Below are 1,359 nucleotides of genomic sequence, written 5' to 3'. Positions count from 1 at the left end.
TATAATGGCTCAGTTGTCAAGACAAAAATTTGATATTTTTATAATGAACTGATATGTTGACGGTTGCATGGGAGAATACAATGCAGTATTTCCCAGAATTTTATATTATGCGGCTGCTCGGGCTTCATCCAAAAGCATTGCCGGATAGTAACTTCAGCAGGGCGTTTATTGTCGATTGCCTGATGGCATCGCTCAAAATTATAATTGTAAATATATCTTCCGATGGCTTCTCTTGCTTCCTTGAGATTAGCATACTCCGTGAGATATGCTTCCTCATATTTGAAGCTGCGAAACCAGCGTTCAATCATGATATTATCTGCCCAGCGGCTTTTGCCATCCATGCTTTGCCGGATCCCGTTGTCTCGAATAAAGTCGATGTATTTGTCGCTGGTAAACTGGCTGCCCTGATCCGAGTTGATGATTAACGGCTTGGCTATTTTAAATGCCTTTTTACATGCATTGATGACCATGGTGGTATCCAGAGTATCATCAACATCCCAACCAACGATACAACGACTGTACCAGTCGATAATGGCTGTCAGATAAAGAAATCCATGCTTCATTGGAATGTATGTAATGTCAATCGACCATGCCTGATTTGGACGGTCTATGACTGCATTACGAAGCAGATACGGACAGACTTTTGCCTGTTTCATGCGCTTGGACAGATTCATCTTTGGATAAATCGGTGTTATGTCCATTTCACGCATATATCTTCCTGCTTTACGGCGACCAACCTGGTATCCGCGCAGTTTAAGCTGTGCAGACATCTGACGGACTCCCCAAGTAGGATTATCAGTATGCAGATGGTCAATGATCGCTTTGCATTCCAAATCTTCCTCTGAAACCGGGGTGCCACTATAATATACGCTGGTGCGGTTGATTCCGAGTAGTTTGGCTCCTGTAGAAACCGACAGCTCCTTAGTCGTCAAAAGGTTTCGGACTAAATTTACTCTCGTAGTCAGGTCCGACAATTTCTTCAGATTTTTTTTTGAGCCAGTCAACCTGCATGGTAAGTTGACCGACCTTTTTGGCGTATTCAGCTTTTTCCTTGCGTTCTTCGGCAAGTTTTTCCCGGAGATTGCCTTCTCGCTTATTATCGAAAGCAAGAGAAGCATTAGCAAGGAATTCTTTCTTCCAGTTACGAAGGAGATTTGGTTGAATATCGTTTTCAACAGCAAGAACATTGAGTTCTTTCTCGCCCTTAAGCAGTTGGAGGACAAGATTGGTTTTAAATTCAGCACTGAAATTTCTTCTTGATCTGGACATAATAAGTACCTTCTTTCTTTTGGTGATTATAGTATATCAGATTCATTAAGAAATGTCGCTTTCAGTGCCTTAATTTACGAGTCCATTATA

At 41.7% G+C, this 1,359-nt stretch carries 2 protein-coding genes; both read right to left on the bottom strand.

The features are described 5' to 3' along the window. Positions 1 to 38: 38 nt before the first annotated feature. Entirely contained in the window at positions 39 to 932 is an 894-nt protein-coding gene (locus DXA20_RS15925; protein ID WP_243100719.1) for an IS3 family transposase, read from the bottom strand. Next, positions 922 to 1,269, bottom strand: a complete 348-nt coding sequence (locus DXA20_RS17010; protein WP_243100718.1) for a transposase — start codon at positions 1,267 to 1,269, stop codon at positions 922 to 924. The genes DXA20_RS15925 and DXA20_RS17010 overlap by 11 nt, the downstream gene beginning before the upstream one ends. Positions 1,270 to 1,359 lie beyond the last annotated feature (90 nt).

Source organism: Roseburia sp. AM59-24XD, assembly GCF_003478445.1.
In the GTDB taxonomy this organism is placed as follows: domain Bacteria; phylum Bacillota; class Clostridia; order Lachnospirales; family Lachnospiraceae; genus Jutongia.
Note: the sequence above shows the minus strand (reverse complement) of the source record. Positions and strands in the feature narration are given on the sequence as shown.

Coding starts and splice junctions, on each gene's coding strand:
- DXA20_RS17010 (WP_243100718.1), bottom strand. CDS start 1,269: ATGTCCAGATCAAGAAGAAATTTCAGTGCTGAATTTAAAACCAATCTT.